The sequence below is a fragment of the Haloarcula sp. JP-Z28 genome (assembly GCF_011440255.1).
In the GTDB taxonomy this organism is placed as follows: domain Archaea; phylum Halobacteriota; class Halobacteria; order Halobacteriales; family Haloarculaceae; genus Haloarcula; species Haloarcula marismortui.
The window spans coordinates 1-25,422 of sequence record NZ_JAAOHT010000039.1 but is presented as its reverse complement, the minus strand read 5'-3'; the positions used below and the strand labels follow the sequence as shown (position 1 = coordinate 25,422).

28 protein-coding genes and 1 pseudogene are annotated in these 25,422 nt (G+C 62.3%); 16 read left to right on the top strand and 13 right to left on the bottom strand.

Going from position 1 to position 25,422, the window contains the following annotated elements:
• Window positions 1-26: 26 nt before the first annotated feature.
• Together G9463_RS14220 and G9463_RS14215 are read right to left on the bottom strand one after the other, a co-directional pair.
• Window positions 27-1,208 (bottom strand): redox-regulated ATPase YchF, encoded by a 1,182-nt coding sequence (locus G9463_RS14220; RefSeq protein WP_165897067.1) that lies wholly within the window; start codon window positions 1,206-1,208, stop codon window positions 27-29.
• 47 nt (window positions 1,209-1,255) lie between these two features.
• Window positions 1,256-2,365, bottom strand: coding sequence for a Gfo/Idh/MocA family protein (locus G9463_RS14215; protein ID WP_165897066.1), 1,110 nt, complete (start codon window positions 2,363-2,365; stop codon window positions 1,256-1,258).
• Between the two features lie 102 nt (window positions 2,366-2,467).
• On the opposite strand from G9463_RS14215, the gene G9463_RS14210 reads away from it, so the two are divergent.
• Entirely contained in the window at window positions 2,468-2,848 is a 381-nt protein-coding gene (locus tag G9463_RS14210; RefSeq protein WP_004962786.1) for a cyclic nucleotide-binding/CBS domain-containing protein, read from the top strand.
• A gap of 31 nt (window positions 2,849-2,879) precedes the next feature.
• Here G9463_RS14210 and G9463_RS14205 read toward each other — a convergent pair whose 3' ends face one another.
• From G9463_RS14205 to G9463_RS14195, 3 genes are all read right to left on the bottom strand, one after another.
• A complete protein-coding gene (locus G9463_RS14205; protein WP_165897065.1) occupies window positions 2,880-3,593 on the bottom strand; it encodes a TIGR00266 family protein in 714 nt (237 codons plus the stop codon).
• 188 nt (window positions 3,594-3,781) lie between these two features.
• A complete protein-coding gene (locus G9463_RS14200; protein ID WP_165897064.1) occupies window positions 3,782-4,057 on the bottom strand; it encodes a hypothetical protein in 276 nt (91 codons plus the stop codon).
• Window positions 4,058-4,158: 101 nt separating this feature from the next.
• Window positions 4,159-5,127 (bottom strand): sugar phosphate isomerase/epimerase, encoded by a 969-nt coding sequence (locus G9463_RS14195; protein ID WP_004962791.1) that lies wholly within the window; start codon window positions 5,125-5,127, stop codon window positions 4,159-4,161.
• Between the two features lie 143 nt (window positions 5,128-5,270).
• Here G9463_RS14195 and G9463_RS14190 point away from each other — a divergent pair, with 143 nt between their 5' ends.
• The 12 genes from G9463_RS14190 (at window position 5,271) to G9463_RS14135 (ending at window position 13,725) form a co-directional block, all read left to right on the top strand.
• Window positions 5,271-6,143 (top strand): 3-hydroxyacyl-CoA dehydrogenase family protein, encoded by an 873-nt coding sequence (locus tag G9463_RS14190; RefSeq protein ID WP_165897063.1) that lies wholly within the window; start codon window positions 5,271-5,273, stop codon window positions 6,141-6,143.
• Window positions 6,140-6,739, top strand: a complete 600-nt coding sequence (locus G9463_RS14185; protein WP_165897062.1) for a DUF2391 family protein — start codon at window positions 6,140-6,142, stop codon at window positions 6,737-6,739. The genes G9463_RS14190 and G9463_RS14185 overlap by 4 nt, the downstream gene beginning before the upstream one ends.
• 72 nt (window positions 6,740-6,811) lie before the next feature.
• On the top strand, window positions 6,812-6,991 hold the full coding sequence (locus G9463_RS14180; protein WP_004516620.1) for an HVO_2753 family zinc finger protein: 180 nt from the start codon (window positions 6,812-6,814) through the stop codon (window positions 6,989-6,991).
• A gap of 2 nt (window positions 6,992-6,993) precedes the next feature.
• Window positions 6,994-7,260, top strand: a complete 267-nt coding sequence (locus tag G9463_RS14175) for an elongation factor 1-beta (RefSeq protein WP_004962801.1) — start codon at window positions 6,994-6,996, stop codon at window positions 7,258-7,260.
• A gap of 113 nt (window positions 7,261-7,373) precedes the next feature.
• Entirely contained in the window at window positions 7,374-7,664 is a 291-nt protein-coding gene (locus G9463_RS14170) for a 50S ribosomal protein L21e (RefSeq protein ID WP_004962804.1), read from the top strand.
• Window positions 7,661-8,017, top strand: coding sequence for an RNA polymerase Rpb4 family protein (locus tag G9463_RS14165; RefSeq protein WP_004962807.1), 357 nt, complete (start codon window positions 7,661-7,663; stop codon window positions 8,015-8,017). Before G9463_RS14170 ends, G9463_RS14165 begins: the two co-directional genes overlap by 4 nt.
• A gap of 175 nt (window positions 8,018-8,192) precedes the next feature.
• Entirely contained in the window at window positions 8,193-8,765 is a 573-nt protein-coding gene (locus G9463_RS14160; protein ID WP_004962808.1) for a DUF655 domain-containing protein, read from the top strand.
• A gap of 80 nt (window positions 8,766-8,845) precedes the next feature.
• Window positions 8,846-9,703, top strand: a complete 858-nt coding sequence (locus G9463_RS14155) for a 16S ribosomal RNA methyltransferase A (protein ID WP_165897061.1) — start codon at window positions 8,846-8,848, stop codon at window positions 9,701-9,703.
• Between the two features lies 1 nt (window position 9,704).
• Window positions 9,705-10,328: a HemK2/MTQ2 family protein methyltransferase gene (locus G9463_RS14150; protein ID WP_165897060.1), complete on the top strand. Its 624-nt coding sequence runs from the start codon at window positions 9,705-9,707 to the stop codon at window positions 10,326-10,328.
• Window positions 10,329-10,390: 62 nt separating this feature from the next.
• The gene (locus tag G9463_RS14145) at window positions 10,391-11,389 is read left to right on the top strand and encodes a 5-methyltetrahydropteroyltriglutamate--homocysteine methyltransferase (protein ID WP_127013451.1); all 999 of its coding nucleotides are present in this window, start codon (window positions 10,391-10,393) and stop codon (window positions 11,387-11,389) included.
• Between the two features lie 2 nt (window positions 11,390-11,391).
• Complete coding sequence (locus tag G9463_RS14140; RefSeq protein WP_165897059.1) at window positions 11,392-12,465, top strand: methionine synthase; 1,074 nt, start codon at window positions 11,392-11,394, stop codon at window positions 12,463-12,465.
• A gap of 747 nt (window positions 12,466-13,212) precedes the next feature.
• Window positions 13,213-13,725, top strand: a complete 513-nt coding sequence (locus G9463_RS14135; RefSeq protein WP_165897058.1) for an HTH domain-containing protein — start codon at window positions 13,213-13,215, stop codon at window positions 13,723-13,725.
• Here the strand turns inward: G9463_RS14135 and G9463_RS14130 are convergent.
• Genes G9463_RS14130 through G9463_RS14120 form a run of 3 tightly spaced genes read right to left on the bottom strand, consistent with a single transcriptional unit; the run spans window position 13,722 to window position 17,018 of the window.
• Window positions 13,722-14,855: an ABC transporter permease gene (locus G9463_RS14130; RefSeq protein ID WP_004962826.1), complete on the bottom strand. Its 1,134-nt coding sequence runs from the start codon at window positions 14,853-14,855 to the stop codon at window positions 13,722-13,724. The two genes, G9463_RS14135 and G9463_RS14130, sit on opposite strands and share 4 nt — an antisense overlap.
• Window positions 14,845-15,528: an ABC transporter ATP-binding protein gene (locus tag G9463_RS14125; RefSeq protein ID WP_165897057.1), complete on the bottom strand. Its 684-nt coding sequence runs from the start codon at window positions 15,526-15,528 to the stop codon at window positions 14,845-14,847. The genes G9463_RS14130 and G9463_RS14125 overlap by 11 nt, the downstream gene beginning before the upstream one ends.
• A complete protein-coding gene (locus G9463_RS14120; protein ID WP_165897056.1) occupies window positions 15,525-17,018 on the bottom strand; it encodes a hypothetical protein in 1,494 nt (497 codons plus the stop codon). Before G9463_RS14120 ends, G9463_RS14125 begins: the two co-directional genes overlap by 4 nt.
• Before the next feature lie 168 nt (window positions 17,019-17,186).
• On the opposite strand from G9463_RS14120, the gene G9463_RS14115 reads away from it, so the two are divergent.
• Window positions 17,187-18,065 (top strand): carbohydrate kinase family protein, encoded by an 879-nt coding sequence (locus G9463_RS14115; RefSeq protein ID WP_165897055.1) that lies wholly within the window; start codon window positions 17,187-17,189, stop codon window positions 18,063-18,065.
• On the opposite strand, the gene G9463_RS14110 is transcribed toward G9463_RS14115, so the two are convergent.
• Together G9463_RS14110 and G9463_RS14105 are read right to left on the bottom strand one after the other, a co-directional pair.
• Complete coding sequence (locus tag G9463_RS14110) at window positions 18,062-19,078, bottom strand: phosphotransferase family protein (protein ID WP_004962837.1); 1,017 nt, start codon at window positions 19,076-19,078, stop codon at window positions 18,062-18,064. The genes G9463_RS14115 and G9463_RS14110 overlap by 4 nt on opposite strands.
• A gap of 96 nt (window positions 19,079-19,174) precedes the next feature.
• Window positions 19,175-20,347, bottom strand: coding sequence for a HAMP domain-containing sensor histidine kinase (locus G9463_RS14105; protein ID WP_174789830.1), 1,173 nt, complete (start codon window positions 20,345-20,347; stop codon window positions 19,175-19,177).
• A gap of 135 nt (window positions 20,348-20,482) precedes the next feature.
• Here G9463_RS14105 and G9463_RS14100 point away from each other — a divergent pair, with 135 nt between their 5' ends.
• Entirely contained in the window at window positions 20,483-21,640 is a 1,158-nt protein-coding gene (locus G9463_RS14100) for a dihydropteroate synthase (RefSeq protein ID WP_007188350.1), read from the top strand.
• Window positions 21,641-21,775: 135 nt separating this feature from the next.
• On the opposite strand, the gene G9463_RS14095 is transcribed toward G9463_RS14100, so the two are convergent.
• Window positions 21,776-22,429: a TrkA family potassium uptake protein gene (locus G9463_RS14095; RefSeq protein ID WP_004962845.1), complete on the bottom strand. Its 654-nt coding sequence runs from the start codon at window positions 22,427-22,429 to the stop codon at window positions 21,776-21,778.
• A 3-nt stretch (window positions 22,430-22,432) separates the two neighbouring features.
• Complete coding sequence (locus G9463_RS14090; protein ID WP_165897054.1) at window positions 22,433-23,887, bottom strand: APC family permease; 1,455 nt, start codon at window positions 23,885-23,887, stop codon at window positions 22,433-22,435.
• Window positions 23,888-24,098: 211 nt separating this feature from the next.
• On the opposite strand from G9463_RS14090, the gene G9463_RS14085 reads away from it, so the two are divergent.
• Window positions 24,099-24,752, top strand: a complete 654-nt coding sequence (locus G9463_RS14085; RefSeq protein WP_007188348.1) for a TrkA family potassium uptake protein — start codon at window positions 24,099-24,101, stop codon at window positions 24,750-24,752.
• Window positions 24,753-25,105: 353 nt separating this feature from the next.
• Here G9463_RS14085 and G9463_RS14080 read toward each other — a convergent pair.
• Window positions 25,106-25,422: pseudogene (locus G9463_RS14080) on the bottom strand (HAD hydrolase-like protein); the annotation flags it as partial.

The window sequence follows — 25,422 nt, the reverse complement described above, 5'->3', positions numbered from 1 at the left end:
TGGCGGTTGTAGCGCCGTCCGCGCGCTTAGTTCGCGTCGCTGACGATTTTGATGACCGCTCCCTCCTCAAGTTCCGTCTCATCGCTGATGCGCCGGTTCTCACGGGCGTCGACGGCGTGGATGTAGCCGTCGCCGATGTCCGAGTGGACAGCGTACGCAAGGTCTTTCGGGGTTGCTCCTTGTCGCAGCAGGAATGCATCGGGGAGGACGTTCTCCTGCCCATCGGTCCAGTGCGTTTCGTTCTGGACAGGGTAGGCCGTCAGATGGTCGAGCAGGTCGTAGACGGCGGTGTCGAGAGCGCCCTGAACGCCGGTGCCGCCCCAGTCGTCCATCACGCCACGGATGCGGTTCAGCCCCTCTCGTTGCTGGTCGCTCACGTCGCCGACGATATCGAAGTCCGGGTCGCCCGGGTCGTAGTCGATGACGCCAGCCTGTGCGGCGTTGCGCAACGCGAGTTCGCCGTCGGCGGTCGCGGGCATGACCACGTCGGCGGCTTCCTGCAGGGCTTCGATGTTTCCCTCCGGAGCGATATCGGCCTTGTTCGCGACGACGACGAGCGGCTTCGTCCGCTGGCGTATCTCTGTCGCCAGTGCTTCGCGGTGTTCGTCGGTCCAGGCGATGGGGTCCTCGGGGTACTCTAGGTCACGGAGCGTCCGTGCCACGTCGAGTTCGGAGGCCCCGACGCCGGCCAGCATATCCACGAGCGATTCGTCGAGCTTGAAATCCGGCGACCGGGACTGCCGTTCGATTGACTCCCAGTTGCGCTCGACGATGCTGGCGAGCCACAGGTCCATCTCCTCCTCGACGAAGTGGACATCCTCGACAGGGTCGTGCTCGCCGACTTCGACGGGTTCGCCCTCGGCGTCAGTCCCACCAGAGGCGTCGACGACATTGAGGATCACATCGGCGGTCGACAGCTCGTCGAGGAACTGGTTCCCGAGGCCGCGCCCCTCGTGTGCCCCGGGAACGAGGCCGGCCACGTCGATGAGCTCCACCGGGACGTAGCGCTTGCCGTCCCGGCAGTTATCATCACCACAGCGTTCCTCCCGGTCGAGACAGGGGCAGTCCGTTCGGACGTGGCTGACCCCGCGGTTGGCGTCGATGGTCGTGAACGGGTAGTTCCCCACGTCCACGTCGGCCATCGTCGCCGCCTTGTAGAAAGTAGACTTGCCGGCGTTCGGCTTCCCGGCCAGCGCGATAGAGAGCATGGCAGGACCTACCAGTGGCCGCCGAAAGGGGGTTTCGGTTCGCGGCCCTACAGGCTGACCCGCTCGCCGCGGTCGTCACTTCGCTCGATAGCATCGAGGACTCGCTGTGCGGCGAGGCCGTCGGCGAAGGACGGCTCCTGTTGCCTGCCATCGGCCACGGCTGAGAGGAACTCGTAATTCTCGTGGACGAACGTGTGCTCCCAGCCGATGACGTGGCCGGGGGGCCACCAGTGGTCGACGTAGGGGTCGTCTTCGTCGGTGATAAGCACCTGCTGGAAGCCGCGGTCACCCTCGGTGAGCACCTGCAGTTCGTTCAGCCGTTCGAGGTCGAACTTGATTGCGCCCTTCGACCCCTCGATTTCGATGGTGTGAGCGTTCTTGTGGCCGTTGGCGACCCGCGACGCTTCCAGCGTTCCCATCGCCCCATTCTCGAAGGCAATCTGGGCGCTGTAGGCGTCGTCGACGGTCACCGGGCGCGTCTCGTCGCTGCCCTCCACAGGGCGCTCCTCGGTGAACGTCCGGAGATGGCCGCTCACGTCTGTTATTTCGCCGGCGGCGTCGCCGAGCAGGAACCGGGCCAGGTCGACCGTGTGCGACCCGAGGTCGCCGAGCGCCCCGCTGCCGGCCATCTCCTCGTCGTTGCGCCAGGACCACGGGGCCTCGGGGTCGACCAGCCAGTCCTGGAGGTACTGCCCGCGGAAGTGGTGAATCTCCCCGAGGACGCCGTCGTCGATGAGCCCCTTCGCGTACTGGATGGCCGGGACGAACCGATAGTTGAACGCCGCGCCTGCGGGCACATCAGCGTCAGCAGCGGCCTCGGCCATTTCCTCAGCCGTATCGAGCGTGGGCGCAAGCGGTTTCTCGCAGAACGTCGGCGTACCGGCCTCTAGCGCCGCGATGGACGGCTCGGCGTGGACGTGGTTCGGGCCGAGATTGTAGAACACGTCTACCTCGTCGACGATAGCCCGCCAGTCTGTTGCAGTCCGGTCGAAGCCGAACTGGTCGGCCGCGTCGGCCAGCGCGTCCTCGTCGCGGCCGACGAGCACGTCCTTGTTGACGGCGGGCGCTTCGGGGAAGAACATGGGCAGGCGGTCCAGCGCGTTTGCGTGGGCCTTGCCCATGAAGCGGTAGCCGAGCATACCGATATCGAGGGTCATACCCGGCTGTTCACTCGGAGCCGAAATAACGCTCATGGTGACGGCAGGGCAGCGGGCCGCCCCGAGGGAAAAGCCAAAACCGGATGCCCGTGTTGATACTCCATGGCCACTGAAACGACCGTTCGTATCGAGGATATCATGTCGACGCCGTTAGAGACGATTTCTGCCGACGAAACCGTCAAAGCGGCCGCAACGCAGATGCAAGCGCAGAACATCAACGGCATCTTCGTGCCGGGGGCAGAGGCGGGCATCATCACCACCACCGACATCGTTGATGCCGTCGCAAGCGGGAAGGACCTCTCGTCGGCGACCGTCGGCGACGTGATGACGTCGCCGGTCGAGCGGGTGACGACCTCGCTCGAACTGGGCGAGGCCGCCGCGATGATGACGACCTACGACATCAAGCACCTCCCGGTCATCGACGAGCATCAGGACTACGTCGGCATGGTGTCGTCGACGGACATCACGCAAGCGCTCTCCTGAAGGGAGCTGTTCTCCGGCGGGCTTTCGACAGTCAGATGAAGTCGTCTATACCGGTTGAATTGCCGTCGTTGTCACCTGTTCCGGGCAGCGCGTCCGCGATGGCCGAGGTGAACGAGGCGAGGCCGCGGGTCTGGTACCAGACTGTTCCGGGGCCGGTGAAGTCCATCACGAGGCCCTCGCCGCTGAGCAGCGTCGACTTCAGCCCGCCGACGCGGTGGGCGTCAAAGTTGACTGACTCCTCCCAGGCGACGACGTGGTCGTTGTCGATTGTGTAGGACTCGCCAGCGTCGAGTTCGACGGTCTCCAGTCCGCCGAAGGCCTCGATGAGGACGTTCCCGGTCCCTTTCAGCGCCAGCGGCGTGATGCTCGCGCCGGCCAGCAGCGATTTGATACCGCCGAACTCGGAGTCGATGTCGATGCCGGGGTCGGACGCGAGGAACGCCCCGTCGACGGCGTACAGCGTCTCGCCCGTGAGTTCGTGGTGGTGGACGTCACCGGGCGTCGGCGGCGCGAGCGTCACGGTTCCGGGACCGCCTCTGGCGGTGAACTCGTTTGCGAGCAGCGACTCGCCGCCAAGCATCGACTTCGCGGAGCTGAGGAGGCCGTCCCGGCTGGTCGTCGTTTCGATTTCGATGGTCGGCGAATGGCTGACCATCGCACCGGGTTCCGCGAGTATCGATTCGCCGCTGTCGAGGTCGACGCGGACGTGTGTGTACGAGGGTTTGTGGGTGAGTTCGATGTCCATATAGTGTCACTGGATACGGGAATCCAGTCGTAGTATCTCACAGACAGTACTTAACAGTCGTTGTGAACATTCACCGCCAATAGCGCCTGTCCGATCAATGTGGAATGTATATCTCGAATAGACAGCAAATGCAAATCGGGTTTGACAGATCAGTCGGGACTGATATTCAGCTGGTGGATGAATCCAGCTCAGTCTATTTTATTGGAGTCGTTCCCAGCGTTGATTCGGTACGTACCCTGATCATCAAGGAATTCAACTTCCCCTTGATCGCGCAGGCGCTGGAGTTGTTGTCGAATCTTTGCTCTCACATGATCGTTATCCGGAAACTGCGAAGAAAGCCGGTGCTCAGAGAACTCATAGAGTTCGTCCAGAGTGAGCACGACCTCGTCGTACTGATCTTTATACCGCTCCAGTTCCGACCGCATTGCATCAAGCCAATTTGGCTCGTCGTGTTCTTCACTCATTGTTTGTGGTTCTTATCTCATGTTGTATAATAAAGAAGCTGCCCTCACAGCGACGGAGAAGCGTACGTGCCCGAAAATGCCGTACTGTCGGCCCTACCCGGTCACTCTGCCCAGTAAGCGTCGCCGGGCTGGGTCTCGAAGACAGCGCGGTCGAGCACGTCGACGGCCTTCTCCAGCCCCTCGCGGGCGCTGGTCAGCGAGTCCTCGTGTTCAATAGAAAGTGCACCGTCGTAGCCGACCATCCGCAGCGTCGACACGACGTCTTTCCAGTGAGATTCGTCGTGGCCATAGCCGATTGAGCGAAACAGCCACGACCGGTCTGCCTCGTCCGTGTACGGCGCGGTGTCCAGCACGCCCTTCTCGCGGGCGTTTGACTCGTACACTTTCGTATCCTTGGCGTGGACGTGGTGGATGGCGTCGTGCTCACCGAGCAGGCGGATGGCTTCGGTCACGTCGATACCCTGCCAGTACAGATGCGACGGGTCGAAGTTTGCGCCGATGCGGTCGTTCGTCCGGCGGCGCAACTCCAGCAGCCCGCGGGGTTCGTACACCAGCATGTTGGGATGCATCTCGATGGCGACATCTACGTCGTGTGCGCCCGCATGGGCCGCGAGGTCCGACCAGTATTCGTCGGCGACGCGCCACTGGTACTCGTGGGCGTCGGCGTGCTCGGTCGGCCACGGGGCGGTAATCCAGTTCGGGACCTCATCGTCAGGTCCGCCCGCGGGCAGCCCCGAAAACCCCGTGACGGTGTTCACGTCGAGCTGGTCGGCTAACCGGATCGCTTCCCGGAGTTCCCGGTCGGCCTCTGCGGCGCGCTCGTCGTCCGGGTGAAGCGGATTGTTGTGTGTCGCCAGCGCGCTCACCCGGAGGTCGTGTTCGTCTAAAAGCGCCTCGAGTTCGGCCTGTTTCTCCTCGTTGTCGAGATACGCCTGCCGGTCGAGGTGGTCGTCGCCGGGGAAGCCGCCACACCCTAGTTCGACCGCGTCGACGCCTAAGTCGCTGAGATACGCCAGCGCGTCGTCGAGTGACTGTCCGCCCAGCGGGACCGTCAGTACACCAATGTCCATGCGCGGCGATACAGCCGGTGTCGAAAAAAGCGTACTGCCGTCGCTCCGGCCTCGCTATCCAGCCCACAAGCAGTACAGACCAGAGGCGGACCGCGACAGACCGCGGCGTAAAGGATTAACGCCGGGAGTGCGGTGGTACTGTCATGATTGTGGCCGTACTCGGAACCGGACAGCGGGGGCGGGATGTCGCACAGCGATGTGTCCGTGCGGGCCACGAAGTGCGTCTTCAGGGAACGGATGCGTCGGACGTGATGGACCGGGTCGACGAGATCCGGCGCGCATTCAACAGGGACCTCTCGGCCGGTATCGACGGAACCACCGGACTCGAAAGCGCCGTCAGCGGCAGCGATGTCGTCATCGACGCAACCAATGGCGGGACGGAGAGCCATCGAGAGGTGGTCGCCGAAACTGAGACCATGGTCGAGGACGAGACGATCATCGCCGTCAGCGACACGTCACTGTCGGTGACTGCCGTCGCTACTGGCCTGCGGAGCCCGGACCGTGCCGTTGGCCTCAACCTCGTCGACCCGCCAGACGGCGCTATCGTCGAGGTCGTCATCGCCGAGCAGACGACGGCGGCGACCCGCGACCGCGTCACTGACTTCGTCGAAAGTCTGGACGCGTCGCCAGTCGTCGTGCGAGACACACCAGGGTTCGCCGCGCTCCGCCTCGAACTCGCTGCCATCGCCGAAGCGATCCGGATGGTCGAAGATGGCGTCGCCGGGATTCGTGACATCGACCGGACGTTCGAGCGCGGGGAGTCGGACCGTGACGGGCCACTCGTCCGCGCCGACCGCCACGGGCTGGAAACGGTGCTCACAGCGCTCGAAGACCTCTCCAAACGGCTTGATGAACGGTTTGCGCCCCCGGCGCTGCTCCGACAGAAGGTCGCAGACGGGCAACGCGGCGCAGTCACCGGCGAGGGATTCTACGTCTGGGAAGACGGCACACCGACGACTGGTGCCGAGTCGGACCCAGACGTGCCAACGCGAGATAGCGAGCCCGATCTCAGATGAGCACGCAGGAGGACCCCCCGGCCGAACCGGATAGGGAGGACGACGAGTTCGCGACGCTGTTCAACGAACTTCAGGAGCTAGAACAGCTCGTCGACTCCGAAGACGAGCGACGGCAGGTCCGGGATGCAATGCGTGCGGCCGCCGATTCACAGGACCACGAGCCTGCGACCTTTGGTCGGGTCGTCTGGGGCTTCGGGCGGTCCGACCTCGCGGAAGCATTGCTTGGCTCGCTGTTGTTCGGGATTCCGATGGCCGTCGAAGGCGGGACAGTGGATGCTGGGCTTCACATCGCCCAGCACCCGCTGTATCTCGCCGCGACAGTCATCATCGCAATCGGGCTAGTCATCTCAATTCTGTACGTCGCCGACTTTCAGGACGTTCGAGTGGCGAACCGGATACTAGGGGTCGTGCCGCGGCGGCTTGTCGGCGTCACCGGAACGGCACTTGTCGTTTCCGTCGCGCTCCTTACTGGGTGGGGGTTAGTCGAGTGGTCGACCGACCCTGCGGTCGTCTACGAATCGGCCTGTATCTGTGCCGTGGCGTTCGTCCCGATGGCGATCGGCGCCGCGCTCGGGGACATTCTGCCCGGGAACTAGGGCCATGGCAGCCACTCGCGGTGGCGGTCGCGTTTGGCAATCGTTAAAAGCCGCGGTCGGATACGGAGTGGTATGAGCGAGAGCCAACAGAAACAGGCGCGCAAGTGCGTCTCGTGTGGCATCAACATCGCCGGCACGAACGCCGCCGCGTTCAAGTGCCCGGACTGTGGCCAGCAGATCTACCGCTGTGCCACCTGCCGGAAGCAGAGCAACCTCTACAAATGCCCGGACTGCGGTTTCATGGGGCCATAACAATGGGGAAAGTAGCAGCCAAGATCAAGGTCATGCCGGAGAGCCCCGAAGTCGACCTCGACGACCTGCAGGAGCGTCTCGAGGGCGTGCTTCCCGAAGGAACGAAGATCAACGGATTCGAGCGCGAGGACGTCGCCTTCGGCCTCGTCGCGCTGACGCCAACGGTCATCGTCCCTGACGATACTGGTGGCACGGAAGCCGTCGAAGAGGCCTTTGCGAACGTCGATGACGTCGAGTCGGTCTCCATCGAGAGCACCGGTCGCCTGTAATCGACTCGTCGCTGTCGTTTTCTACTCGGCTCCGTAGCAACTGCAAACGCGTGGCTGGCGACAGTCACGGAACGCACGTTTTATTAGGGCGACCGGATTAGCGAAGAGCAAGAATGCCTAGTTCAAACGGACCTCTCGAAGGAACACGAGGCAAGCTCAAGAACAAGCCACGCGACCGCGGCACCTCGCCGCCCCAGCGCGCCGTCGAAGAGTTCGACGACGGCGAGAAAGTCCACCTCAAGATTGACCCGTCCGTGCCGAACGGGCGCTTCCACCCGCGGTTTGACGGCCAGACCGGAACCGTCGAGGGGAAGCAGGGTGACGCCTACAAGGTCGATATCGTTGACGGTGGCAAAGAGAAGACCATCATCGTCACCGCTGCGCACCTGCGCCGGCAAGAATGACGATATTCAAAGAAAAAGTCAGTGAGGAGTTCCTGACGGTCGCGGAGACCAAGGAGATACTCGAAGACCTCGAGATGGAGCGGGCCGCGGACGAGGACCGCGAGATGCGCTACGAGCTCAAGCGGGCTATCGAGCACGTCAACCGGTTTGCCCTCCTCGACCCCGAGGAGTCGCTGCAGCTGGTCGAAGAGCTCGAAGAGCTCGAGAAGGTCGACACGCCGACGGCCTACAAGATCGCGAACCTCCGGCCGCTGGACCGCGACGAGCTCCGGGCCGTGTTCGCTCAGGAGCGGTACACGCTCGACGGCGACGAACTCGACGAGATAATCAACATCGTCAAGCAGTACGCGTAACGACGCCGTCAGTTCGGCTGCCGCCGCTCTTTCTCTGATTTCGACAACGACCAGCCACGCGAACAGTGGTCGCTTTCCGCTGCCGTCGAACCGAACACGAAGAGAGCGACGGCGTCCCGTGAAGCGGTTGGGGGCATCCACCGGCATTAAGTGTGCTGTGCTCGTACTGCCTGACATGACTGAATCGGAGAGCGGCGGCGACACTATGATGGCGGCTGTCCTCGATGTCCTCCCGCACGGGCGGCCTGGAGACGACCGGCCACAGCACCAGAAGGAGCCGCTCGCGTACGCGCTCGACATCGATGAGTTCTACATTTACGAGCTGCAGCTTGCGGACAAGGATGCCGATATCGCGTTCGGTGACCGCATTGATCTGACAGAGTTCGGTCGCGTGACGGAAGTCGAGTTCGAGGATATTCCGAGCGGTGCCCGCTCGGAGCTCGACTACGCCGTCGAGGAGGTTGTCGAGGCGAACGAACAGCGCTTCGTCGACTTCTACAACGACGCCCAGCCGATCACGCTTCGACTCCACCAGTTGAACCTCCTGCCGGGCATCGGGAAGAAACTCCGGAACACGATTCTCGACGAGCGAAAGCGAAAGCCCTTCGAGAGCTTCGAAGACCTCGAAGAGCGCGTCAGCGGCCTCCACAGCCCTAAGGAGACGCTTGTCGAGCGGATACTTGAAGAGCTACAGGACGACGACCTGAAGTACCGGCTGTTCGTCCGGCGCGAGGAACAGTCCTCGTAACACTGTCGGCTGCAAGCAGCTAGGGTAGGGCCACCAGCACAAGGCGACCCTTTTCTACCGCGACCCGCTACGGCTCGCTAATGACTACGACTGAGACAGGGACTCGGGACCCCGACGCGCTTGTCCGGCGGGCCGGCAAACGGGCCGACACCCGGAAGGACCAGCACTTCCTCGTCGACGACCGGGTACTGGACCGAATTCCGGAATACGCGACTGATGCGGACATAGACCTCTCGCACGTTCTGGAGATCGGCGCAGGCCCGGGTGCGCTGACCGACCGCCTGCTCGCAACGGCCGAGCGGGTGACTGCAGTCGAGCGCGACCCGGACTTCGCGGCCCATCTCCGCGAGGAATTTACCGAGGAAGTCGCGGCGGACCGGCTCACTATCGTCGAGGGTGACGCGCTTGAAGTTGACGTACCCGATTTCACCGCCAGCATCTCGAATTTACCCTACGGCGCATCCTCGGAGATCGCGTTTCGGTTGCTGCCGGAACAGCGCCCGCTTCTGTTGATGTTCCAGCAGGAGTTCGCCGAGCGGATGGCCGCCGACCCGGCGACGGACGACTATGGGCGGCTGTCGGTTACGGCAGGCCACTACGCCGACGTGGAGGTCGTCGAGACGGTGCCGCCGGAAGCGTTCGACCCCCAGCCTCGTGTGACGAGTGCGCTCGTCCGGACGATGCCGCGGACCCCGGATTACACCGTCCCCAGCGACGACTTCTTCATGGACTTCCTGAAGGCAGTGTTCACCCAGCGCCGGAAGACGATGCGCAACGCCGTCCGCAACACGGCCCACATCTCCGGGCTGGGCGACCCTGACGCGGTGGTCGAGGCCGCCGACGAGGACCTCATGAGCGCCCGCGCCGGGAAGCTCACGCCGGCCGACTTCGCCACGCTGGCGACACTCGCGTACGAGGTCGGGCAGCCGGAGGCCTGAGATGGGTGAAGAGGCGAACGACAGCGGCGACGGGGGCGACGGTTCCGGCAGCCGCCCCTCGCTGGCCGACCAGCGGGGCGTCGAGTCGGTGTACCAGCCAGCGGAGGATTCGGACCTGCTGGCCCGGACGGCCCGCGAGCGAGTCGAGGCGGGTGATACCGTCCTCGATGTGGGGACGGGCTCCGGCTATGTCGCCGCGACGCTTGCCGACGCCGGGGCACAGGCGGTGGGCGTCGACGTGAGCCCGCTGGCCTGTCGAGAGGCGGCCGAGAACGGCGTCCCGGTCGTTCGCGGCGACCTCGTCGAGCCGTTCCGGGCGGACGCCTTCGACCTTGTCGCGTTCAATCCACCGTACCTGCCGACGCCGCCCGAACAGGAGTGGGACGACTGGATGGAGCACGCACTGTCGGGTGGCGACGACGGACGGCGACTCGTCGACCCGTTTCTCGAAACTGTCGAGCGCGTGCTGGCTCCGGGCGGCGAAGCACTCATGCTCGTCAGCAGTCTCACGGACCCGGCTGCAGTGCGAGCGTACGCGAGCGAACACGGGCTGGCGAGCGAGCAGCTTGCGAGTGAGAAACACCCATACGAGGCCCTCGTCGTCCTGCGGTTCTATCGAGATTGATTACTGTTAAGCATTTTAGTGAATAGGAAATATTAAAGCCCGTCATTGACTACTCCTTGGCAATGACACAGGTAATCGCCACGACCCCTGGGCTCTTTCCGCTCCCGGACTGGGCCAAGGACGAACTGGCAGATCTGAAGGGCCATCAGAAGACCGACCTCATCTCGGGCGACGAATCCGGTGAGGTTGTCGCGGCCTACGACAAGGCCCGCGAGAACGTCATCACCATCCAGCAGGACGCCGGGCTCGACCGCGTGGTCGAGGGCCAACTCCGCTGGGACGACATGCTTGCGCACCCGCTCGCGGTCCACGACAGCGTGGAGACGAAAGGCATCGTCCGCTACTACGACAACAACAATTTCTACCGAGAGCCGGTCGTACAGGGCGACCTGAGTGCTGACGGCGGCGACGTTGCCGCAGACCTCGGCGCGGCCGCCGAGCACGTCGACAACGGCCTTCAGGCCGTACTCCCCGGGCCGTACTCGCTTGCGGACCTCGCGACGGACGAGCACTACGGTGACGACGCCGCGTTCCTCGATGCTATCGCCGACTTCCTCGTCGAGGAAGTAAACGCCTTCCCGGATGTCGAGACGCTGTTCCTGCTTGAACCGTCGCTGGTCGAGAACGCACCCGCCGACGGCGAGGACGAGCGCGCCGCCGAAGCAATCGACGCCGTCGCCTCAGCCGCCGACGCCGAGGTCGTCGCTCACACTTACTGGGGCGCAATCGAGGAGAAGGCCTACGCGCACCTGATGGACGCCGACGTGGACGCCATCGGCTTCGACCTCGTTGCGAACCACGACCAGACCGTCTACAACGTGCAGGAGTACGGCACCAAGGACGACGTGGCGCTTGGCGTTGTCGACGGCCAGAACACGCTCGTCGAGTCGCCCGAAACGATCCGGGACCGAATCGACTGGTTCGAGCAGCAGACCAACACTGCTTACGACACCGTCTACGCGACGGCGAACACGGAAACGTTCTATCTCCCGGTGAACAAGTTCGAAGATAAGCTCGAAGCGCTCGCAAACGCCGCGGATCTGGAGGCGGCGGAGGCATAACGATGACAGGACCACGAGACCAGTTCAAACCGGCGGATCACCCGAACGACCACTTCCTGCTGACGACCGTCGTCGGCTCCTACCCCAAGCCCAAGTGGCACGACCGTGCCCGCGAGCTGTTCGAGGATGAGGACGCCGACTTCGGCGAGGACGAGTGGGAGGAATCGAAAGACGACGCCTCGCGGCTCATCACCCACGAGCACGAACGCGCGGGTCTCGACGTCATCTGTGACGGCGAGATGCGCCGCAACGAGATGGTAGAGTACTTCGCCCACCGCATCGACGGTTACGAGTTCAACGGCCGCGTGAAGGTGTGGGGCCACAACTACTTCGACAAGCCAAGCGTCGCCGACGAGGTCAAGTACGGCGAGCAGTGGCTCGTCGAGGAATTCGAGTTCACCGACGAGGTCGCCGAACGGCCCGTCAAGGTTCCGATTACGGGACCGTACACCCTTGCGAACTGGTCGTTCAACGAAGTGTACGACAGCGAGGAGCAGTTGGCCTACGAACTGGCCGACCTCGTCAACGAGGAGATCGAGGCGCTGGTCGAGGCTGGCGCTCGATACATCCAGATCGACGAGCCGGCACTGGCCACGACGCCGGACGACCACGCCATCGTCGGCGAGTGTCTGGAACGCATTGTCGACGAGATCCCTGACGACGTGCGTCTCGGCCTGCACGTCTGTTACGGCGACTACTCGCGCATCTACCCCGAAATTCTGGATTACCCGGTCCACGAGTACGATCTGGAACTCGCAAACGGCGACTACGACCAGCTCGACGTGTTCAAAGAGCACGAGTTCACGAAGGACTTCGCCATGGGCGTGCTGGACGCCCACACCGCAGAGGTCGAGTCCGTTGCGGAAATCAAGGAGAACATCAAGAAGGGGCTGGAAGTCGTGCCCCCGGAGCGACTCACCGTTTCGCCGGACTGTGGCGTGAAGCTCCTGCCCCGTGAGGTCGCCCGCGGGAAGATGGAGAACATGGTGCAGGCCGCCCGGGAAATCGAAGAGGAGCTGGATGCCGGCGAGATTGACGTTGTTGCGAGTGGTGCGGAAGCGCACGCAGACGATTGAATCGGTGAGCAGTCTTGGCTGCAAACTGTCAAGCGTCTGTGTAGCGGACGATTGAATCGGTAAGCAGTCTCGACCGCGAGCTGTCAACTGTTTTGTAGCGAACGAGTAGCGAGAGTCCGAACGTGGTGCGGGCTCTCGAATACCAAGCGAAGGGTGCGGGACACGCTGCGCTTCGAACTTGAATCGGTGAAGCCGTGCATGGAGCGACCCGCGAGCAGCGCGGGCTGAGCGACCGACAGGAGTCTGCTCACGGTGCACGGTTGACTGTATTTCGACGAAGGTGGGCTTTGATTTCGGCAGCTATCGAACATTCTCGCACGCGGCGGCCCCTGAACCGGCAAATGTAGCAGACACATCTGGCGACCATATCGGGTGCGGGGTCGACCAAGAACTGTGGAACTCCGACCAGCGCGATCTCGAACTGTCCGTCACGGGAATGCTTGAACACCAAGGCACCCGGAAGACAACTATTTACTTTCTTATAAATTTGTGAATTTGCCGTCTAAACTGGAAGAGACACACCGTACGTTTGTTCGACAGACATCGAAACTAACATCGACCCAAGAGGAATATAATTGTTGATGTACTAATAGTATAAGGGTATTCCATAGTCAGGTGAATACCCCATATTATGGATATAGAGCGCCTCAAACCATTGATTCTCGAATATAGTTCGTGCTGTGTGTTAGCACATAAGTCTGGGAAAGAGTTTTGAGGGTCTCTGGAGAAGCTAGCGATGAGAAAGCTATGACAGGGGACACACATCTTCGGGCAGAACTGTATCTTCGTGGAGATACGTACGGCACGTTCGACGCACAACAGCAGGTGCTCAATCGGGTGAAGCGACTGGAGGCCAACGGCGTGTTCAGCGAGTCGATGGTCGCCGGTGAGTGGCAGCGGATCAGGACGATGGCGGAGGACAAGCGGTCGGAAGCCATCCGGACCTACGAGGAGTTTACAGACTGGGCGGGCCAGAACGGCCACTCGCTCGAACCGGCGTTCGAGCGGCGGAACCGAAGCTACGTCGGGATGGACCGCGTCGACGACGTGGTTGTGTTCCCGGTCGTCTCGCTGGCGATTTACGACGGTGACCACCTAGAGGGCGTATTCCCGTGCTCGGACGAGAAACGGACCTACACTGTCGGCGACGCGCTAGAGGCTTTCGAGCGCGGCGACGAAGATTGGCTCGCGCAGTTCGACTCCCTGTCGGTCGACCGGACCGACCCGCTGCTGGAACCGGGCGTCGACGCGACGATTTAACCGCGTAGCGCGTCGACTGGTTCTTCGCTCGCTGCTTTCCAGGCCGGATACAGCCCGCTGACGATACTCGTCAGCACCCCGAAGGAGAACGCCGCACCGACGTACCAGGCGTTCGGTAGCCTGAAGACGGCCATCGCGTCACCGACGGCGTAGTGGTTTATCGCCAGCCCGGCACCGAGGCTCAGAATGACACCAGCGACGCCACCGAGGAACCCAAGCAGCGTCGCTTCCATCAGCATCACTTTGAGGACATCCCGCTTCTGATAGCCGACAGCTCTGAGGACGCCGATTTCCTCCCGGCGTTCGACAGTGGACATCAGCATGACGTTGAGAATCGAGATGCCGGCCACGAGCAGCGAAATCGATGCGATGCCGGCGAGGACGGTGTTGATGATCTGGAACTGCTCTTCGATGGTGTCGACGAGCGAGCCCAGTTCCTGCACGAAGACCCGCTCCTCACGGTCGTTGAGCGCGTCGCGGATCCCCATTGCCGTCTCGTTGGCCCGTGTCCCGGTCGACTCGATAACGTACACTTCCGAGTAGCCACGCTGGCTGAACGACGTCGCCGGCATGATGATTCGGTTGTCGGGGTTCGTCGAGGAGAACGGGTCACCTTCTTCGAGCACGGCCCGGATACGGACACTGGTCCCGTTGACAGTGATCTGGCTCCCGGGATGCAGGTCGTGCTCCTCCGCGACGTTCGACCCGACAAGCGCACCGGACCGGAACGGCGATACCCGCCCCTCCTTGGCCTCGTACAACTCCGCCGGGTTCTCAACGCCGTATATTGTTTCCCTGACTGCGTCCTCACGGTTGTACGACACCGGCTCCACGCGGGTCTTCACCGGTGAGACAGTTGCTGTTGGGCTCGCCTCCCGGCGGATCGAGCGTATATCTCGTTCGGTGAGTTCAGTGATGTTTTCGCCGGAGTTCGGATACACCGTGAGCTGGTTTCCGACGTTGCCGAGGTTCTGGGTAAACGAGTACTGGAGCGCGACGCCGAACATCCCCAGCGAAGCGATGGCAACGACGCCGATGACGATACCCAGCGACGCCAGCAACGACCGCATCTTCGTTCGCGTGAGGTTGCGCCGCGCCATCAGCGCGGCCGGGAAGAACCTACCCGCCATTTTTTCGTTCCCTCCCGATGGTGCCGTCGACCAGATGGACGGTCCGGTCGACGTATTCGTTGACCAGGTCGTCGTGGGTGACTGCGACGATTGCCACGTCGTCCTCGTCGGCGATGCGTTGGAACTCGTCGAGTATCTGGCGCCCGGTTTCGCTGTCGAGGTTACCCGTCGGTTCGTCGGCGAGAACGACCTTCGGGCTGTTGATGAGCGAGCGGGCGATGGCGACGCGTTGCTTCTGGCCGCCGGAGAGTTCGTCGGGCTTGTGGCCCAGTCGGTCACCGAGCCCAAGCCGCTCTAAGAGCGTTCTGGCCCGTTTTTTGACTTTCGGGTCACTGTCCAACAGCAGTGGTACTTCGACGTTCTCGACGGCAGTCAACGTCGGCAAGAGATAGAAGTGCTGGAACACGAACCCTATCGTTTGCTTGCGGAGCGCGGTCCGCTTGCTGTCGCCGAGGCCGGTCACGTCCTGCCCCTCAAGCAGGACGGTCCCCTCTGTCGGCGTATCTAGCAGTCCAAGGATGTTAAGCAGGGTCGTCTTGCCACTGCCGCTGGGGCCCATAATCGAGACGAACTCGCCGGCTTCGAGGGTGAAGTCGATACCCGCGAGTGCGTAGAGGGTCTGGCCGCCGGTCTGGTAGCGCTTGACCAGTCCCTGTGCGTCGATAACCGTCATACCTCGATATCGTCGTCACCGCGGCGATAGCGGCGCACGAGGACACCGACGACGACGAGTAGTGCCAGGCCGCCGGCGATGAACACCGGCAGCATACTGTTCTGGTCACCGCCCCCGCTGTCGTCGTCCTGGCCCGCTTGCTGTGCTGAAGCGCCCATCCGGTCGATATCCACGTCGAACGTCTGTCGCTTCCGCGTGTCGTCGACGAGGTAGGTCACCTCCAGCGGTACCGATGTGACATTCCCCGTCGTCTGGGCGTACACGTCGAAGGAGACGAAGTCACTGGCCGGGACCGTGCCGACGAAGTAATCCCGGTTCGGGGTCGCCGGAGTGACGCTCTCAGTGTTGACGACGCTGACGAGGACGCTGTCCGCATCCGTCGACCCGACGTTGCTTGCACTCCCTGAAATCTGGAGGCGTCCCCCCTGTCGGATCACGTCCAGACCGGTGAGGTCGATCGTTCCCGGGACGGATCGGAGCGTCGTTTCGGTCGTCATCTGCTCCGTTTCAGTCCCGAGTTCGTAGTTGGCCGTGACAGTGACATCCGCACGGGGTTCGTCCATCGTGGCGTTCAGTCGCACCTGTCGGGTCGTACTCGCTGAGATGTTCTCAAGCAGGACACGCTGGAACGACGCGTTCTCCGACGTTGCACTAATCATGACATCCGAGAGCGGAGCGTTGGCCCCGTTCGAGACCGCGACCCGCAACGCGCGGTCAGTGCCGCTGCCGACCGCAGTCGTATCGAGTTCCACACTGTTCCGTAGCGGGTCCGAATCGATGACTGTCGTCCGTGTCGTGCTACGGGTAGTGTCTCCGTCAACAGTGTAGCTAATCGTTGCGGTCAGTGAGTGTTCGCCGGCAGATTCGGGTCGGAACCGGAACGGGGCTGTAATCGAGCCGTTCTCTGCGACGCTTGACCGGACTGTCCGACTCTTTGTCATCTTGACGCCATCGCCTTCGACGACAATCTCAACGTTCGTTATCTGGGTGTCGAGCCCGTTTGCGACGGTGACCTCGCCGGTCGACTCAACGCCGGCGACAGAGTCGTCAACCGTGATATCCATCTGCGGGTGCCGCTCCTGAACGTTCAACTGGACCGGATATTTGAGTTCGACGTTGTCGCCAGTCCCGCGGTCACGGCCGTACACGATGACGCGGAGGTCCTTGCTTCCAGCCGAATCAAACGAGGCGGTCAGGGGTACTTCCAGTGTGCTGCCCGGCGAAATTGAGCCAAGGTCCGAGACGCGTTCGTACTCTGTGATTCCTCTGCCGCCCGACTTCCGGATTGCAATATCGTTGATTTCGAGCGGGGCATCGCTGCTCTCAAGATTCCGGACAGTCGTGTCGAACGTGACGGTTTCGCCCGGCGCTGGCGATGACGGCGACACGTCAACGGTTGATATCGATGCGTTGACGCTCGCGCCGGCGACTGACAGCGGAAGCGAGCCGACGATGACCAAGCAAGCGAGTACAGCCACACCGTGACGCATCACGCAGTCACCTCTGGCTGTAGTAATCGTATGCTGGTCCGACAACTCATTGGGAGGACGCTATCGGGGACCGTTACCATGTGCGCCGGTCCGTTCCGGTCAGTGTTAAATATGCTGCATAGACCGCAGTGGGAAACTGCTATGATAGCGCCCCTCCCAGCCGTGGATATGCGCGTCATCTGTGCCGGCCACGTCAACTGGGACGTGACGCTCCACGTCGACCACCTTCCAAAGCCCGACGGCGAGGGGCGCATCACTGACCGGTCACAGTCTAGCGGGGGGAGCGCATCGAACGCGGCCGTCGCACTGGCCGGACTTGATGCGGACCCGCTAGTCCTCGGTAGCGTCGGCCGGGACGACCACGGTACCATGGCCCAACGCGAACTGGCAGCCACCGGCGTCGAGACGTTGCTGATCGAGTCGGACGAGGCGACGGCCGTGAAATACCTCATCGTGGACGAGAACGGCGATGTCGCGGTGCTTGGAAACGACGGGGCCAACGAGGCGTTCAACGCGTCGGACCTCCCGGCCGAGACCCTAGCCGAGGCCGACCACCTCCACCTGACCGGCCAAAATCCGACGACGGCTGCGACGCTCGCACGCGACGCCGCGGCCGCGGATGTTCCGGTGAGCTTCGACCCCGGCCGGCGGCTTCCATACCGCGATTACTCATCGGTGCTCTCACATGCGGAGATCCTGTTTTGCAACGACCGGGAGGCCGACCACGCCAGAGACAGCGGGCTCTTCGAGACAGTGCCGACAGTTGTGGTCAAGCACGGGGACTGCGGCGCAACGGCCCACATCGGCGACCAAACGGTCACGAACGCTGGGTATCCAATAGAGTCTGTGGACACTGCAGGCGCGGGCGACGCGTTCGCTGCCGGGTATCTGCTCGCCAGCGCACGGGAGACTGACCCGGAGTGTGCGCTCGCAGTCGCCAACGCCTGTGGCGCACTCGCAGCGCAGTCATCCGGCGCACAGACAACACTCGACTGGGAGTCCGTGTGGGAGCTTGTCGACAGCGGCCAACCGCCCGAAACGGGCTAATTCGTCTGTATCTCCTCGACGAGCCGCTCGAACTGCTGGCGGTACTGGGCTTCGGCCCGAGCGGCGGCAAGGCCTGACTTGTCGTCGAAGACGGCCTCGAAGCCGGCCATCCGCCACAGGAGCGTCGAGAGCTGGTAGAGGGGCCGTCGCTGCTCGTACCCCTCGTCGAACTCCATCGGGCGCATCTCCTGATATCCCTCGTGGAACACCGTTCGGAGCGATTCGCGCCGTTCCGGGTCCTGAAACGACGAGTCGATGAAGAGGAACTCGGTCTGTGCGAGGTTGTACTCCGGTAGCGCCGCGAGTACGTCCTGCCAGTCGAGGACAGCTGTAATCGGCGATTCCTCCGTCTGCTCGAACATCAGATTTGCCGGCCTGAAATCGTCGTGTACCAGCCGCGGAACGCCGTCTTCGGGCACCATACTCAGGGCGGGTTCAATACAGTCCCACGCCCGGTCTGTCATGTCCTCGAAGGGCGTCCCATCGAGGTGGGACAGGTGGGATCTGGTGAGACTCTCGAAGTACTCCTGCCAGTTGCCCATCCAGTCACTCACGATGATCCGGTCGTCATGAAGCGTGAGCCGACCGAACGCCTCAAACCCGATCTCGGAGTGCATATCGCCGAGTATCCGGCCGGACTGGGCCAGCACCCGCCGTCGGTCCGCAGTCGAAAGCCCGGCGAACTCCTCGGCCAGATTCTCGCCGTGGATACGCTCGGTGACGAAATACGGCGGGACATCGGCGTCGGGGTTGTCCTCGTAGACAAGGATGCGTGGAACAGGGACATCGGTCCGGCCGGCGACGAAGTCGTGGAGACAGGGTTCGACGGCGAACGGGACATCGCCCTGTGGCTTGAACTTCACGACCACCTCGTACGCCTCGCCGTTGTGGCGCAGCGTTACCATGTAGACATCGCTCTGGTGGCCCCCACCCGGGGTCTCGAACTGGAACCCCTCGTACTCCGGGCCTGACTCTTTGAGCACGGCTTCGATGTCCTGTTCCGGGGTCTGCACTGACTTACCATACAGTGGGCGACCAAATAAATCTGTCAATCCCACCACGGACAGCACTGGCACCCAGTTCAGACGCTGTCAGTCGCCAGTTCCGTGCTACCAAGAGTGAAACGGTGAGACTGGTTTCGTCCCGTCGGTCACTTCGAATCGTGCGCCGCCGGCCCTGCTCTCAGACACCGAGATGTCCCAGCCGTGGGCGTCGGTGATCTGGGCAACGATAGACAGGCCGAGGCCGTTGTTACTGCCTGAGAAGGCGTCGACCGAGAGAACATCGTTCAGTTTGTCGGCTGGAATACCCGGTCCGTCGTCAGCGACGTAGAAACCTGTCACTCGGCCCTCGCCTCGCTCGTTCGCACTGTCTCTCTCGGCTGCCCCGTCGCCGACAAGCGGACCGACCCAGACGGTCACGTCATCGCCAGCGTGGTCCGCCGCGTTCCGAAAGAGGTTCTCGAACACCTGTTTGAGGCGGTTCTGGTCACCGAACACCGGGGCGGACCCTTCGATCTTCAGCGTTGCGTCGGCTGTTCTGGCCATCTCCCACGTCCGTTCGACAATGGTGTCAAGTGAAATCGTTGTTCGGTCTTCGACCGCATACCCCTTCTTTGCGAGGGTCAGCAGGTCATCGATGAGCGATTCCATGCGAGCCACGCCTTCCGCCGCATCGTCGAGATGGGACAGGTCGCCGGTCTCTCGAACGAGTTCGAGTCGCCCCTCGACAACGTGAAGCGGGTTTCTGAGATCGTGTGAAACGACGCCAATGAGCTGTTCCATCCGGTCGCGCTGGACGCGGAGGTCGTGCTCGCGCTCGGCTTTCTGCAGTGCCGCCTGAACGTGCGTTGCGTACATCCGCGCGAGTCGAACCGTTTCATCGTCGAATGTAACTGGGGTCAGCGACCCGATGTTGATAACCCCGTACTCGGCGAGCGGCAGAATGATCTCGCTACTGACGGGGGAGTTTTCGTTGTACTGGCTTCGCTCGTCGTCGAGTTCGGAGTACGTCCGGACATCGTCCTGCTCGAACGCCTCCCACGAGAGGCTGTTGCCGGGTCGGTACGTCACCGGCCGGTCGAACACCTCGTCCGCCCGCTCCGTCGACGCAGCCAACTGCAGTTCCGAAGCGTCGCTATCATACAGCCACAGCGCTCCGAGTGGCACGTCGAACACAGACGAAACTCCGGACATTGCGATCTCACAGATCTCTCGCTCGGACTCCGCAGCCATCAGCTGCTGTGTTACAGCCTCGAACGAATCGAGATCGAATCTGATCATTAACTCCCCACCCATCCCGTACAATTCATGCATGAATATAAAAACTCGGTGATTCTGTATCAGTGATATGTCGCGTGGCGTTGCCGTTTCGCCGATGCCGCGAGACCTTTGTATCCACAGTCCTCAGAGAGCGGTATGCGAACGGTCGAAATCGACGGCCTCCCGGTGGGCGATGGTCACCCGACACGCGTCATGAGCGTGCTGAACATGAGTTCGAACTCCGGGTACAAGCCGAGCGTGTATCTGGACCCCGCGGAAGCCGCCGAGGCTATCGAGGAGAACCTCGTCCCCGCCGGCGCGGACATCATTGATGTCGGCCTCCAGTCAGCGAACCCCAAATACGAGTCCAAACCGGTCGAGATGGAGAAAGACCGGCTCGAAGAGGTCGCGCCGCTCGTCGACGAACTCGACGCCGACGTGCCGCTGTCGCTCGAAACGCGCTATGCTGAGGTGGCCGAGGAAGCGATCGGCCACGGTTTCGACCTTATCAACGACGTGTGTGGCTTCGCCGACCCGGAGATGAAAGGTGTCGTCGAAGACCACGATATGCCGGTCGTCAAGATGGCCAGTCCGCCGGACCTGGCCAGTCCCGGTGCGCTGAAAACCATCGACGACATCTTCGAGGCGCTCCAGCGGGACGGGTTCACGGATAAGACCATTATCGACCCGGCGTTCGGCGGCTGGTACGACGGCAAGGAGTTCGAGGACAACTGGGAGATGTTCCGCCGCCTCCGGGAGTTCCGCGCCTTCGACCGGCCGATGCTCACCGCGACCAACCGCGAGGACTTCCTTGGCGATCTGGCCGACCAGCCCGAGACGGAGAACCAACTCGCCGTATCACTGGCCGCGGCGACGATGGAAGCGGAACGCGGCGCACACATCATCCGAACTCACGACACTCGTGAAACCCACGACGTGGTCAAAGTTGCCGACGCGCTCGGTGACGAGCGGACGACACGACCGGAGACCGACTCCGGTCCCACCGTGGCGGAACTGACCGACGTGACGCTGCGGGAAGTGGCGCGTCATCAGGCGCTCGGCGAGACGGTCGCCGGCGGGACCGACGACGGCGCGACACTCACGTTCCTGCTCGGGGATGTGACCGACGACGCCCGGGCAAGCCTCCGGGCCGTCGCCGAAGTGACTGATGTAGTGGTGGTCGAGAAAGACGGCGGGAGTCTCTACGTCGGCGGCTCCGCGGCTGCGCTGAAGGTCGTCACCGACAGCCTCGCCGAAGACGGGCACCGGGAGCTTGCCGGCGAACTACGGACCTCGCTATCCCGGCGCGTCTAAGTGCCGCGGCTGGTCGTACTGCAGCGACAAATTTTCACGCACTCCTGCGTCGCATCCCGACTGCCCGCGGCTGTCCGTGGAAAAGAGCGTATCACACGGAGCGCGCAGCGATGAGGGAAGGCTGACTGCGGGTCACTAGCCGCGCATCAAGTTCAGTACCTCATCGACGACATCAGGTTCAACGGCGATAACGTAGCGGCTCCCCGGTGTCAGGGTCGTGTCGGCACGGGCGATCCGCTCACCGTTATCGTCGGACACAACGACGGTGCCTTCGGGAAAGCGGACGTCTGTGAGTGCTTTTCCGGCGGCCGGAGCGCCGTCAGTAACGCGGACGAGCATGATATCGAGGGTGCCAGTCACGTCGGCAAGCGTCTGGACATCGCTCCCCAGGATTTCGTTTGCTGCCACCCTCGCACCGGCCCGTTCGGGAAAGACCACCGCGTCGACAAATCGGGTGTACGCCTCACCGGCTGTGCGGTCGATGCGTGCAATCGTTCGGATGTTGGGCGTCAGCTCCGCAGCAGCTAAACAGACCGCAAGGTTCAGTCCGGTTTCACCTGTGAGCGCGGCAATTGCGTCCGCTCGCTCGATGCCTGCCTGTTCGATGATGTCCGGATTCGTCGCGTCACCCTGGATAACCGTTGCTACCCACTGATCGGCGATATCCGAAACCATCCGCTCGTCGCGTTCGATAATCGTCACATCGTGACCGCGGTCGGCGAGTATCTCGGCTGTCTGGAAACCGACGCGTCCACCGCCTGCGATGATAATATCGAGTGTTCGGGTCATGAGTTAGTCTTCAGCCTCGGGTTTTATTTCGCTGACGGCAGTCGCTTGTTCACGGTCTGATTGCTGTCTTATCCGTTTGAGGGCGAAATACACGACTGCGCCGAGCAAGATCCATGCGACGCTGAGTCCCAGTGCCAGTGGATCCGTCCGGAGCAGGAACTCTATCAGCACCCCCGTCAGAATCAGATTGAGTGCGATACCGATTATCGGCGGTGCCGGGTAGAACGGCATCTCGTACGGCCGGTTCATGTTCGGTCGTTCCCTGCGGAGTCTGATGACCGCGACGTTGACGATAATAAACGAGAGCAGGAAGAACAGGCTCGACATATTGCCGGCGCTCTGTGTCGGCAGTGCGACTGAGCCAAGCATCACGATGGCACTGGTGAGGATGGCGACGAACGGCGTCCCGTAGCGGTGGTGTATCTGGCCAATCGAGGGGAGTAACTGCCCTTCACGCCCCATCGAGAACGCGACGCGTGACGACGCGATAACGACGGCGTTGAGGGCAGTGAGCGTCGAGAACACAGCGCCAAAGACGATGAGTGCCCCACCGTTCTGGATAATCGGTAGGCCGGTCGGCATGAACGATGTTGCTGCCGTGGCGATGCCGGCTTCGCCAGCGTCGGCGAGTCCCTCGGCCCCGAGCGTCCCGATGGCGACTGTCACAACGGCCAGATAGACGACGACAGTCACAGCGAGGCTAATAAAAATCGCTTTGGGGATGTTTTCCCGCGGGTTCTGTACTTCCTCCGTGACAGTGGTGATGAGGTCGTATCCCTCGAAAGCGATGAAAGTGAGTCCCATCGCCGGCAAGACGGCAGCCGCTCCACTCCCTTCCGGAAACAGCGGCTGAAATTCGGCCCCCGAAAACATCGGTGAAGTGAGCCCGAACGCGACGAACACGACCAGAATGGAGACTTTGATGATTGTGAAAATCGTCTCGACACTACCGCTGGCAGCCGTCGAGACGGCGTTGAGCGCCACGAGGCCCAGAACCGCGATAAACGCCAGCAAAAAGGCCGGTGGGAGCCCTGCATCAATGACCGGAACCGCAACGGCGCCGATCTCGTCCGGTGACGGGACCACGTCGTAGACGTGCAACAGTTCGAGAAAGTTCGGCGCAAAGCCCAGCGCATACAGTGCCCCCGCAATCATGTAGGCGAACCAGAGCATCCAGCCCATGATGAACGAGGCGAAGTCGTCGAATATCTCCCGCACGAACGCGTAGCCACCGCCGCTCTTCGGAATCGAGGCGGCAAGCTCCGCGTAGGACAGTCCCGTGAATGCCGTCACGACGCCGTTCAGTGCGAAAACGAGGATCGCGGCTGGTCCAGCGATTTCGGCAGCCAACCCCGTTAACACGAAAATACCGGCCCCGATCATCGCACCCATCCCGATCATCGTCGCGTCAAGTAGCCCAAGTTCAGCTTCGGGCGACCGCGTCTGGCTCTTACTCATGCATCCTGTTTGTAATCGGCGCGCCGTCCATCATACGCTGTATGTACTCTATTCGGTCCATTTGAGTACCGGGGTTAGTTCTTCTATTGTAAGAACTGTGAGGGGATTTGATAAAAGCTTCTGCTGACTGGCCCCCAGTACGGCCGACTGTGTTCTCAGTCGGTTGGAACTGTCGGGGCATTGAAGATGGCACGTTGTCAACAGTAGGCTAATGGCCCAGACAAAGCGATTCGTCATCGCCGGCGGCGGCCGCGTCGGGAAACAGACCGCCGAAAACCTCGTCGATCAGGGTCACGACGTACTGCTGATCGAGTCCGACGAGGAGCGCGTCGAGGCGCTGTCAGATGCGTATATCGGGCCGGTCATCCACGGTGACGCCACGCGACCGTCGATTCTGCAACAGGCCGACCTGGCCGAGGCCGACGCTATCGCAGCGCTCACCGACGAACCGGGCACGAACCTCGCCATCTGCATGGAAGCCCAGCAGTACGCGCCCTCGATTCGGACCATCGCGAGAGCGGAGACGGAGGCGGATCATGAGTACGATGAAGTCGTCGACGCAACGCTGCTACCCGAATATCTCGGTGGGGACCACGCGGCAGATATCCTGACCGGGGAAGACATCCGGACACTCGTCTATCCGACCGCAGACCTCGATATCATCAAGGTAACCGTCGCCCCGTCCGCTCCTGTGGCGGGGCGTCGTCTCGACGAAATTGCGCTTCCGTCCGGCAGCCTGCTGATCTCGACGGCGGACCGAACGGAACTCGCGGGAGCTGATACGGTTCTGAAGGCTGAGGAGCAGTATATTCTCGCCGTCGAAACCGATGTCGTCGACGAAGTGTTGAAGCTTATGCGCGGGTAGTGATACTGAATTGTCGGACTGGTAGCTTGCTATGTTGATCCGAGATAGTGGATACATGCGCTTGACGGCGAATAGCTTCACCCACCACTGTGAGCGGTGAGACACGGATGAGGACCTGATTGAGCGACTGTTCTGATTGGGACAGTTTCCTCGAGCCACCTCCAACACGTCTCCTGACCGAACGGCTATCCTCGCTCTCACTCGAAGGCTGTTCGGCCGAGAGTGCCGCTCCGATCGACTCCATTGGTTTTCTAGCAATTCTACGCCGGGTACGGACAGTGATTCCGAACAGGGCGTTCTGCCTCCCTCGATAGACCCGCCCAACCGGAACCACAATATACCGGTTCGACTCCTCAGGTCAGTTCGTCGTGAAGGTCGTGGAACGACCCGATAGTGAGGTCTGGCTGGCCGGCGAAGGCGTCCCACGGGCCGTCGTCGCGGTTGACCCAGACACCCTGCATCCCGGCGTGCATCGCCCCGTACACGTCGAAATAGCCTGCGGTGACGTGGGCGATCTCCTCGATGTTGGTCGCCGTTCGCTCCGCTGCGTGACGGTACAGCTCTGCTGCTGGCTTGAACGTCTGGATCTCGTCGGCGCTGACGGTGTCTTCGAGCAGGCCGCCGATGCCGGCGAACTCAACCATGGAGTCGAGCATCTCGGGGTTGCCGT

Coding starts and splice junctions, on each gene's coding strand:
- G9463_RS14135 (WP_165897058.1), top strand. CDS start 13,213: ATGACAGGGGACACACATCTTCGGGCAGAACTGTATCTTCGTGGAGAT.
- G9463_RS14150 (WP_165897060.1), top strand. CDS start 9,705: ATGGGTGAAGAGGCGAACGACAGCGGCGACGGGGGCGACGGTTCCGGC.
- G9463_RS14090 (WP_165897054.1), bottom strand. CDS start 23,887: ATGAGTAAGAGCCAGACGCGGTCGCCCGAAGCTGAACTTGGGCTACTT.
- G9463_RS14085 (WP_007188348.1), top strand. CDS start 24,099: ATGGCCCAGACAAAGCGATTCGTCATCGCCGGCGGCGGCCGCGTCGGG.
- G9463_RS14185 (WP_165897062.1), top strand. CDS start 6,140: ATGAGCACGCAGGAGGACCCCCCGGCCGAACCGGATAGGGAGGACGAC.
- G9463_RS14215 (WP_165897066.1), bottom strand. CDS start 2,365: ATGACCCTCGATATCGGTATGCTCGGCTACCGCTTCATGGGCAAGGCC.
- G9463_RS14140 (WP_165897059.1), top strand. CDS start 11,392: ATGACAGGACCACGAGACCAGTTCAAACCGGCGGATCACCCGAACGAC.
- G9463_RS14160 (WP_004962808.1), top strand. CDS start 8,193: ATGACTGAATCGGAGAGCGGCGGCGACACTATGATGGCGGCTGTCCTC.
- G9463_RS14095 (WP_004962845.1), bottom strand. CDS start 22,429: ATGACCCGAACACTCGATATTATCATCGCAGGCGGTGGACGCGTCGGT.
- G9463_RS14190 (WP_165897063.1), top strand. CDS start 5,271: ATGATTGTGGCCGTACTCGGAACCGGACAGCGGGGGCGGGATGTCGCA.
- G9463_RS14210 (WP_004962786.1), top strand. CDS start 2,468: ATGGCCACTGAAACGACCGTTCGTATCGAGGATATCATGTCGACGCCG.
- G9463_RS14120 (WP_165897056.1), bottom strand. CDS start 17,018: ATGCGTCACGGTGTGGCTGTACTCGCTTGCTTGGTCATCGTCGGCTCG.
- G9463_RS14130 (WP_004962826.1), bottom strand. CDS start 14,855: ATGGCGGGTAGGTTCTTCCCGGCCGCGCTGATGGCGCGGCGCAACCTC.
- G9463_RS14200 (WP_165897064.1), bottom strand. CDS start 4,057: ATGAGTGAAGAACACGACGAGCCAAATTGGCTTGATGCAATGCGGTCG.
- G9463_RS14125 (WP_165897057.1), bottom strand. CDS start 15,528: ATGACGGTTATCGACGCACAGGGACTGGTCAAGCGCTACCAGACCGGC.
- G9463_RS14165 (WP_004962807.1), top strand. CDS start 7,661: ATGACGATATTCAAAGAAAAAGTCAGTGAGGAGTTCCTGACGGTCGCG.
- G9463_RS14100 (WP_007188350.1), top strand. CDS start 20,483: ATGCGAACGGTCGAAATCGACGGCCTCCCGGTGGGCGATGGTCACCCG.
- G9463_RS14115 (WP_165897055.1), top strand. CDS start 17,187: ATGCGCGTCATCTGTGCCGGCCACGTCAACTGGGACGTGACGCTCCAC.
- G9463_RS14220 (WP_165897067.1), bottom strand. CDS start 1,208: ATGCTCTCTATCGCGCTGGCCGGGAAGCCGAACGCCGGCAAGTCTACT.
- G9463_RS14195 (WP_004962791.1), bottom strand. CDS start 5,127: ATGGACATTGGTGTACTGACGGTCCCGCTGGGCGGACAGTCACTCGAC.
- G9463_RS14145 (WP_127013451.1), top strand. CDS start 10,391: ATGACACAGGTAATCGCCACGACCCCTGGGCTCTTTCCGCTCCCGGAC.
- G9463_RS14180 (WP_004516620.1), top strand. CDS start 6,812: ATGAGCGAGAGCCAACAGAAACAGGCGCGCAAGTGCGTCTCGTGTGGC.
- G9463_RS14205 (WP_165897065.1), bottom strand. CDS start 3,593: ATGGACATCGAACTCACCCACAAACCCTCGTACACACACGTCCGCGTC.
- G9463_RS14175 (WP_004962801.1), top strand. CDS start 6,994: ATGGGGAAAGTAGCAGCCAAGATCAAGGTCATGCCGGAGAGCCCCGAA.
- G9463_RS14105 (WP_174789830.1), bottom strand. CDS start 20,347: ATGATCAGATTCGATCTCGATTCGTTCGAGGCTGTAACACAGCAGCTG.
- G9463_RS14155 (WP_165897061.1), top strand. CDS start 8,846: ATGACTACGACTGAGACAGGGACTCGGGACCCCGACGCGCTTGTCCGG.
- G9463_RS14170 (WP_004962804.1), top strand. CDS start 7,374: ATGCCTAGTTCAAACGGACCTCTCGAAGGAACACGAGGCAAGCTCAAG.